This window comes from Amycolatopsis keratiniphila subsp. keratiniphila (assembly GCF_001620365.2).
Classification (GTDB): Bacteria; Actinomycetota; Actinomycetes; order Mycobacteriales; family Pseudonocardiaceae; genus Amycolatopsis; species Amycolatopsis keratiniphila.
This window is the reverse complement of sequence record NZ_LQMT02000007.1, coordinates 141,519-149,645: the sequence shown is the minus strand read 5'-3', so window position 1 is coordinate 149,645 and position 8,127 is coordinate 141,519. Positions and strand designations below refer to the sequence as shown.

Annotated in this window: 7 protein-coding genes and 1 pseudogene; 6 read left to right on the top strand and 2 right to left on the bottom strand. The window is 69.4% G+C overall.

Annotated elements, in window-relative coordinates; translation table 11 throughout:
* Positions 1-447 (bottom strand): annotated as a pseudogene (locus AVR91_RS05050) (hypothetical protein); the annotation flags it as partial.
* Between the two features lie 249 nt (positions 448-696).
* Between AVR91_RS05050 and AVR91_RS05045 the strand changes: the two are divergent.
* The 3 genes from AVR91_RS05045 (at position 697) to AVR91_RS05035 (ending at position 5,017) form a co-directional block, all read left to right on the top strand.
* Positions 697-1,275, top strand: coding sequence for an ArsR/SmtB family transcription factor (locus AVR91_RS05045; protein ID WP_063270834.1), 579 nt, complete (start codon positions 697-699; stop codon positions 1,273-1,275).
* Positions 1,276-1,373: 98 nt separating this feature from the next.
* Positions 1,374-3,695 (top strand): penicillin acylase family protein, encoded by a 2,322-nt coding sequence (locus AVR91_RS05040; protein WP_063270833.1) that lies wholly within the window; start codon positions 1,374-1,376, stop codon positions 3,693-3,695.
* A complete protein-coding gene (locus AVR91_RS05035; protein ID WP_083737389.1) occupies positions 3,692-5,017 on the top strand; it encodes an alpha/beta hydrolase family protein in 1,326 nt (441 codons plus the stop codon). The genes AVR91_RS05040 and AVR91_RS05035 overlap by 4 nt, the downstream gene beginning before the upstream one ends.
* A gap of 106 nt (positions 5,018-5,123) precedes the next feature.
* On the opposite strand, the gene AVR91_RS05030 is transcribed toward AVR91_RS05035, so the two are convergent.
* On the bottom strand, positions 5,124-5,924 hold the full coding sequence (locus AVR91_RS05030) for a carbon-nitrogen hydrolase family protein (RefSeq protein WP_063270832.1): 801 nt from the start codon (positions 5,922-5,924) through the stop codon (positions 5,124-5,126).
* A gap of 103 nt (positions 5,925-6,027) precedes the next feature.
* Here AVR91_RS05030 and AVR91_RS05025 point away from each other — a divergent pair, with 103 nt between their 5' ends.
* The 3 genes from AVR91_RS05025 (at position 6,028) to ligD (ending at position 8,061) form a co-directional block, all read left to right on the top strand.
* Entirely contained in the window at positions 6,028-6,687 is a 660-nt protein-coding gene (locus tag AVR91_RS05025) for a GntR family transcriptional regulator (RefSeq protein ID WP_211282631.1), read from the top strand.
* 5 nt (positions 6,688-6,692) lie between these two features.
* On the top strand, positions 6,693-7,058 hold the full coding sequence (locus AVR91_RS05020) for a sporulation protein (protein ID WP_063270830.1): 366 nt from the start codon (positions 6,693-6,695) through the stop codon (positions 7,056-7,058).
* Between the two features lie 64 nt (positions 7,059-7,122).
* Positions 7,123-8,061: a non-homologous end-joining DNA ligase gene (gene ligD, locus AVR91_RS05015; RefSeq protein WP_063270829.1), complete on the top strand. Its 939-nt coding sequence runs from the start codon at positions 7,123-7,125 to the stop codon at positions 8,059-8,061.
* The last annotated feature ends 66 nt before the right edge of the window (positions 8,062-8,127 follow it).

Sequence of the window (8,127 nt, the reverse complement as noted above, 5' to 3'; positions counted from 1 at the left end):
GACGTAACCGCCGCGCGCGTGGTTCGATTCGATCCGGCCGATGCTGGCGATCAGCGCCCAGTCGATGTGGCAGCCGGGCAGTTCCTTGGCGAGGATGTCGGCGGCGTTCTTGTACGCCTTCATCATGCTGGCGGGGATGCCGAGCGCGCCCGACGGCGCGAACGCGCCGCCGACGTTGCCGGAATGCCCGGGGACGGTCAGCGGGTCCGGGGTGGGCGGCTCGGGGAGGCTGCCGTCGACGGCGATCTCGGGGACCGTGCCCGCCGGCGGTTGCCAGGCCGAGGCCTGGTTCTGCGGCGCGGCCGGCTTCGGCGCGGCGATCGGGGCGTCAGGGCCCGCGGACGCGGTGACCGCGGGCAGCACGGCGAGCGCGCCGCCGGCGAGCGCGAAGGCCGTCCGGTGCCGGGCGGACAACTTGTCCGTCTGTCGAGGGCGGTGCTTCGGCATGTTCTCTCCCGCAAGGTCGACTCCGCGCAAAACTATCCGATACAACCGGTTTTTGGGGACGACGCAACGAAAAACCCGCGATCCTGTCGAGTTTTCGTCCTCCCGGCACAAGACCTTCGTAGTGAAGTTGTCAATTTCACGCTGAGTTCACCGAAACGTCAGCAGAATCCTCGACCGCTTCGTGGAGTGGTCTGAACCGCGTGCAAAGAGACCTTTGCACAATCACCTTTGCACGGCTACCTTGGGGTCATGACCGGTCCGCCGCCACCTGAAGAGATCGCCGACGCCGCCGTGCTGAAGGCGGTGATGCATCCGTTGCGCCGCCGGATCATGGAGGCGTTGGGTCGCGGCCCCGCGACGGCGACCAAGCTGGCCAAGGAACTGGGGGAGAGTTCGGGCGCGACCAGCTATCACCTGCGGGAACTGGCGAAATACGACTTCGTCGACGAGGCGCCGGAGCTCGCGCACGGCAAGGAGCGCTGGTGGCGTGCCCGCCGGCGCGACATCCGCTGGCCCCGGCACAGCGAGCAGAACGACGAGATGCGCGCCGTGTTCGACGAGGCGCAGCGGGCGGCGTTCACCGAAGACCTCGAACAGCTGGCGACCTTCCTCGAACGTCGCGGTGAGCTGGGTGAATGGGGCGACGCGCTGGTGTTCTCGCGAGGCTCGGTCTATCTGAACCTCGAAGAGCTCAAGGAGTTCTTCGACGAGTACTTGGAACTGCTCCGTCGCTATTGGCGGCCGGAGCCTGGCCCGGACGCGCGGAAGGTGCTCGTGCGCTGGACCGCGTTCCCGGACGCGGACGGGGAGGTGCAGGAAGGGAGCTGAAGAACCGGTGGGAGAGCGGCCACTCGACCACCGGAATCGCGTCACCACGCCCGACGGCGTGTCTTCACGAACGACTCCACATGCAAAGGGGGAGCAGCATGCTGCTCTGGAAGAGAATCGCGGCCGTCTGCGCCGCGGCGAGCCTGCTCGCGGCGGGGACCGCGGCGGCCGCGCAACCGCCGGACGGGCGATCCCGGTCGGACGCCACCATCCGCTACACCGAATTCGGCATCCCGCACATCGTCGCGAACGACTGGGTGGGCCTGGGCTTCGGGCAGGGATTCGCCGCGGCCAAGGACAACATCTGCGCGATCGCGGACGTCGCGGTCACGACGCGCGCCGAGCGTTCCCGCTGGCTGGGGCCGGACGCGCCGCCGACGAGCGGGGTGAGCCAGGCGAGCACGAACCTCGCGAGCGACCTGTACTTCCAAGGGCTCAACGAAAGCGGTGCCGTCGAGCGGCTCCTGTCGGCGCCCGCGCCGCGCGGGCCGTACCGCGAGGTCCGCGAGCTGATCCGCGGTTACGTCGAGGGGGTCAACAAGTACCTGCGCACCGGCGAGATCACCGACCCGGCCTGCCGGGGTGCGGGCTGGCTGAAGCCGATCACCGAACTCGACGTCCACCGGCACGCCCACGCGGTCGGCATGATCTTCGGGCAGGGCGGCGTCGCGGACTCGATCACCGCGTCGCTGCCGGGCGCACCGCCCGCGGGTCGCGGTACCGAACAGATGCTCGGGGAGACCGGGATCGGCAGCAACGCGATCTCGATCGGCTCGGCCGCGTCGGCGAACGGACGAGGTGTCTCGCTGGCCAATCCGCATCTGCCGTGGCAGCTGAGCGGGACCAGGCTCTGGCAGTCGCAGGTGACCTTGCCGGGCAAGCTCGACGTCAGCGGCGCCGGCATCCCCGGCATTCCGCTGATGTGGCTGGGACACAACGAAACCGCGGCTTGGAGCGGCACCGCCACCGACACCACGCGCACGTACACGCTGTTCGAGCTGAAGCTCGTGCCCGGCTCGCCGACGACGTACCTGGTCGACGGGAAGCCCGAGCGGATGCGGCGTTCCGACGTGAGTGTGCTGTCGCGCAAGGCGGACGGCGGCCTGGAACGCGTCGTACATCCACAGTGGACGACGCGATACGGCCCGGTGACGACCAGGCTCGGGCAGCGCGAACTGCCGTGGACGGCGTCGAGCGCGTTCGCCATCGCGGACGCCAACGCCACGAACCTCGGCATGACGAACTCGATGTTCTCGATCGCCCGCGCCCGGACGGCGGGGGAGATGATCGGCGCGGTCCGCGAGACGCAAGGGCTGCCGTGGATGAACATCCTCGCCACCGACGACCGGGGCCGGGTGGAATTCAGCCAGATCCACGGGGTCCCGCACGTCACCGACGAGAAGGCCGCGCGCTGCAACACGCCGCTGGGCAAGGAACTGTTCGACGCCAACGGGGTCGCGGTGCTCGACGGCTCCAAGACGGCCTGCGCCTGGGGCCGCGACCGGGACGCGCTGCGGCCGGGCACTTTCGGGCCGTCCAGCCTGCCGAGCCTGAGCCGGTCGGACTACGTGGCGAACTCGAACGACAGCTCGTGGCTGGTCAATCCCACCGTGCCGCGGACCGGCTTCCCCAGGATCGTGGGCCCGGTCCGGTACGAGCAGAACATGCGGACGCGCGCCGGTCTCGTCGAGATCGCCGACCAGCTGAAAAAGGGCGGTTTCACGGGGCAAGCGATGCGGGACCTGATGTTCTCGAACCGGGACCACGCCGCGGAACTCACCCGGGCCGACGTCGTCGCGATGTGCCGCACGATGCCGGGACTGGACGACGCTTGCGCGGCACTGGCGGGCTGGGACGGGCGGTCGGACGCCGGCAGCCGGGGCGCATTGCTCTTCGACCGGTTCTGGGCCGCCGTGGACCAGATGGGACCGGAGATCTGGAAGAACCCGTTCGACGTCAAGGATCCGGTCCACACGCCGAACACGCTCGACACGGGGAACGCGGCGATCCGCAAGGCGCTCTCCGACGCCGTTGCGGAGCTGCGAGCGGCGAAGATCCCGCTCGACGCGCCGTACGGTGACAACCACTACGTCGTCCGTGACGGCCGGAAGATCCCGCTGGGCGGCGGAACCGCGGGACGCGGGGTCTACAACACCATCGGCGGGCCTTGGGATCCGGCCCGTGGATACACCGAGTTCACGCACGGCGGGACGTACCTGCACGTCGTGGCGTTCAACGGGACCGGCTGCCCGGACACGACGACGATTATGACCTACTCGCAGTCCGCGAACCCCGAGTCGGCGCACCACAGCGACCAGACGGAGCTGTACTCGCGCAAGCAGTGGGTCACCGAACGGTACTGCGAGAAGGACATCCTCGCGTCGCCGTCACTCGAGGTGATCCGGGTGAGCAGGCGATGATCGCCGCTGTGCTCGCAGCCGTCGTGGCGGTGTCGTCACCGCTGCCGGCCGCGGCTCCGGACGGCGAAGTCGCGTTCACCAGCCACGGGGTCACCCTGCGGGGAACGGTGGTCGCGCCGGAGGGCGGCGGACCGGCACCGGGCATCGTCATGGTGCACGGGTCCGGCGAACACGACCGAAACGATTACCGTGCCGAGGCGGAAGCCTTCGCCAAGGCGGGAATCGCGACCCTGATCTACGACAAGCGGACCGAGGGTTATTCGCTGTTCGAGCGGGACTACTCGGTCCTGGCCGACGACGCGCTCGCCGCCGTGCAGGCGCTGCGCTCGCGTCCTGGCGTGGATCCCGCCCGGGTCGGGGTGTGGGGCTTGAGCGAAGGGGGCTGGGTCGCACCGTTGGCGGCGTCGAGGTCGAAGGACGTCGCTTTCGCGGTCACCGTCGGCGCCAACGGGGTCTCGCCCGATCGTCAGCAGGCGTGGGCGCTCGAAACCTATCTGCGGCGGGGCGGGGTCACCGGCTCGATGGTGGACATGGTGTCGTCGACCAACATGCGCACCCTCGCGGGGGCGGGCGCCTTCCCCGAGGCCGGATACGACCCGGTGCCGGTGCTGGAGAAGGTGCGGCAGCCGGTGCTCGGCCTGTGGGGTGAACTGGACCGGCTCACCCCGCCCGGCGAGGCCGTCCGGATCTTCCGGGAAACGCTGGACCGGGCGGGGAACCGTCAGTACACGCTGAAGGTGTTCCCGCAGGCCCAGCACGGGCTGCGGCGGACCACCGACGGTTTCGACAAGCTCGACGGCTTCGCTCCCGGCTACCTCGAACTCGTGGCGAGCTGGGTGAACGGAACGAAGGAGGGGCCGTCGGCCGATCCGCCTCCGGTCCAGGCGAGCCAGAGCGTCGCCCTCGCACCGCTCGCCTGGTACGAGGCGCCGTGGGTGCAGATCGGGGTCTGGGCGCTGGCGTTGCTCGCTTTCGCGGCCTATCCGGTGACGGCGTTGTTCCGCCGCCGCGAGAGCATTCCGCTCGCCGGGCCCGCGCGCTGGCTCGCGTCGACCGGGACGCTCGCCACGGCGGGGTTCCTCGTCTACTACATCGCCCTGTCGATGGGGGCGGCGATGGCACCGGGTCCGGTCCTTTTCGGACGGACGTTGCCCTGGCTCGCGTTGCAGCTGATCGCGGTCGGTGTCGTCGCCGCCGGTGCGGTGACCGCCGTTTCGTGGTGGCGGGGCAAGGAACGCGGGGGAGTCCGGGTCGGCCTGCTGCTGGCGGGCGCGGCGTTGTTCGTCCCGTGGGCCGTCCACTGGGGACTCTTGGTGCCGTGAAATGAGCCTGGGTGCCGGGCGGCCACCCGGCACCCAGGCGTACGGAAGCCGCGTCACCACGCCCGAGGGCGTGTCTTCACGAACGGACCTCCGGGTCAGAAGATACTCAGGACTTCGGGGTGACGGCGAACCGGCGCAGTTCCAGGGCCGGGTTCTTGGCGCGCACCTCGGAGATCCGCTCGGCGGAGACCTCGCCGGTCGCCGTCCCCGTGCGCTCGCCGAGCGAGGCGACGACCACGCCCATCGGGTCGACGATCATGCTGTGCCCCGAACCGGCGGGCGCGGCCTGGCCCGACGCGACGAGGTAGATCGTGTTCTCGATCGCCCTGGCTCGGACCAGGGTGGTCCAGTGGTCCTCCTTGAGCGGACCGGGCATCCACTCCGCGGGCAGCAGCACCGCGTCCGCGCCGGCGTCGACCAGACGGCGGGTGACCTCCGGGAACCTGAGGTCGTAGCAGGTCTGGAGACCGAAGTTGATCCCGTCGACCTCGAACGTTTCCGGCGCTTCGATGTCGCCCGGCCGGACCAGCTCCGACTCGCGGAAACCGAAGGCGTCGTACAGGTGCAGCTTGCGGTAGAGCGCGGCGATGGCGCCGTCGGGACCGGCCGCGACGAGGGTGTTCGAGATCCGCTCGCCGCCGGGGAGCGCTTCGTTGATACCCGCGACGACGGTGATCTGCCGGTCCTTCGCCAGCCCGCGCAGCTCGGTGACGAACGGGCCGTCGAGTTCTTCGGCCGAGGTCACGAATTCCCGGCTCATCGTCGGTACGGTGAACAACGAGTACTCGGGCAGCACGACCACCCGCGCACCGCGGTCGGCCGCTTCGCCGACGAGGGCGGCGACGCGGGCGAGGTTGGCCTCTTTGTCGTTGCCGGGCGCGAACTGCGCCACCGCGACGTGCACCATGGGACCCCTTCCGATAAGTGGAACTCTTGTATACATGATGGATACTTGGCGGGTCCAGGTGTAGGCTCAGTCGCGGAAAGTGACGGCATAGAGGGGGAACGAGATGACTGTGACCGCCGAAGGGGGCGGCCCGGCGCGCGAGCGGGTCTACACGTGGCTACGCGACGGAATCATCTCGGGCGAGCTGGAAGGCGGCCGCTTCCTCGACGAGATGTGGGTTTCCGGTGTCGTCGGCGTGTCGAGGACGCCGGTGCGCGAGGCGTTCCACCGGTTGGCCGCGGAGCGGTTCATCAGCCTGCTGCCGCGCAAGGGTGCCCAGGTGCGCACCGTCACCGCACGGGAGCTGGAAGAGGTCTACCAGAGCAGGCGGCTGATCGAAGGGCACGCCATCGCGACGCTCTGCGCGAACCGGGCGGGCGCTCCGGCCGAACTGCCGGAACTCATCGAGGCGATGGGGAGCTCCGGCGCCGAACGCGACTGGTTCGCCGTCTCGGGCTTCGACCGCCGCTTCCACCGCGCCATCGTGAACGCCGCGGGCAACACCGTCCTGACCGAGCTGTACGACACCCTGCGTTCGCGGCAGCAGCGCGTCACGGTCCGCGCGCTGGAGGCCCGCCCGGAACGGCTGACCGTGATCAACGAGGAACACCGGGCACTGGTCGCCGCCCTGAACGACCACGACGCGAAAGAGGCGTCGCGGTTGCTGGAGGAGCATTTGCGCCCGGTGTCCGAAGTGATGTCGGTACTGCCTCAGGAAGGCTGAGCTCGATGGGACTCGAGAAGATCGTCGGTGTCATGCGTGACAACCTCACCGTCCGGCGCGTCTACGGCGAGCCGGTCGAGAAGGACGGCGTCGTGATCATCCCGGCCGCGAGCGTCATCGGCGGTGGAGGCGGCGGGCACGGCAGCGAGCAGGGCAAGGAAGGTGAGGGCGGCGGGTTCGTTCTCGCCGCGCGTCCCGTCGGGGCCTATGTGGTCAAAGGCGGTGACGTGCGCTGGGTGCCCGCGGTGGACGTGACCTTCCTCGGCGCGGTGTTCGCGGTCATGGTCGCTGCGATCCACCGGTCGTCCCGGCGAGGAACCGCTTCCGGTCGTCGTGATCGCGGGCGCCTTCCGGAACGCCCGGCGCACTGACCCGCTGCCATGCCGATCGTCCTGGCAGAGCGCGGATCGGTGGTTTTCGGGCTAGTTTCCCCGTATGGCGAAAAGCTCGGCGGTGGAGATCGAGGTCGGAGACCGGACGGTGCGCGTCTCGAACCCGGATCGGGTCTATTTCCCGGCGCGGGGTGAGACGAAGCTCGACCTCGTCGAGTACTACCTCGCGGTCGGGGACGGGATCGTGCGGGCGCTGCGGGAACGGCCGTGCATGCTGCACCGTTTCCCGTCCGGGGTCGCGGGGGAGAAGGTCCACCAGAAACGGGTCCCGAACGGTGCCCCCGACTGGTTGCAGACCGTCCGCGTCGACTTCCCGTCCGGCAGGCACGCCTACGAACTGTGCGTCACCCATCCCGCCGACGTGATCTGGGCGGTGCAGATGTCGACCGTCGAGTTCCATCCGTGGAACTCCCGCCGTGCCGACACCGAACGCCCCGACGAGTGGCGGATCGACCTCGACCCGATGCCCGACTGCCCGTTCTCCACCGTGCGGAAGGTCGCCGGCACCGTCCGCGAGATCCTCGACGAACTCGGTATCACCGGCTTCCCGAAGACCTCCGGCGGGCACGGCATGCACGTCTACGTCCGGATCGAACCGCGGTGGGGTTTCCAGGAGGTGCGCCGGGCGGCGCTCGCCTTCGCTCACGAGGTCGAGCGGCGGATGCCCGACGACGTCACCACGACCTGGTGGCGCAAGGACCGCGATCCGTCGAAGCTGTTCGTGGACTACAACCAGAACGCCCGTGACCACACCATCGCGAGCGCCTACTCGGTCCGCGGCGTGCCCGAAGCCGTCGTCTCGACCCCGATCCGCTGGGACGAGGTGGACGACGTCGATCCCCGCGACTTCACGATCGCCACCGTGCCCGCGCGCTTCGCCGAACTCGGCGACCTGCACGCGGGCATCGACGACACGGCGTACTCGCTCGACACCCTGCTCGAATGGGCCGATCGGGACGGCCTCGATGCCGACGGCGAGTGACTCGCCTTTCCGCATTTAGAGGACCAAATGTCGGGGGCGTTGTCCGGTGAGGTTGCGAAAGCCACT

Coding starts and splice junctions, on each gene's coding strand:
- AVR91_RS05035 (WP_083737389.1), top strand. CDS start 3,692: ATGATCGCCGCTGTGCTCGCAGCCGTCGTGGCGGTGTCGTCACCGCTG.
- ligD (WP_063270829.1), top strand. CDS start 7,123: ATGGCGAAAAGCTCGGCGGTGGAGATCGAGGTCGGAGACCGGACGGTG.
- AVR91_RS05045 (WP_063270834.1), top strand. CDS start 697: ATGACCGGTCCGCCGCCACCTGAAGAGATCGCCGACGCCGCCGTGCTG.
- AVR91_RS05040 (WP_063270833.1), top strand. CDS start 1,374: ATGCTGCTCTGGAAGAGAATCGCGGCCGTCTGCGCCGCGGCGAGCCTG.
- AVR91_RS05020 (WP_063270830.1), top strand. CDS start 6,693: ATGGGACTCGAGAAGATCGTCGGTGTCATGCGTGACAACCTCACCGTC.
- AVR91_RS05025 (WP_211282631.1), top strand. CDS start 6,028: ATGACTGTGACCGCCGAAGGGGGCGGCCCGGCGCGCGAGCGGGTCTAC.
- AVR91_RS05030 (WP_063270832.1), bottom strand. CDS start 5,924: ATGGTGCACGTCGCGGTGGCGCAGTTCGCGCCCGGCAACGACAAAGAG.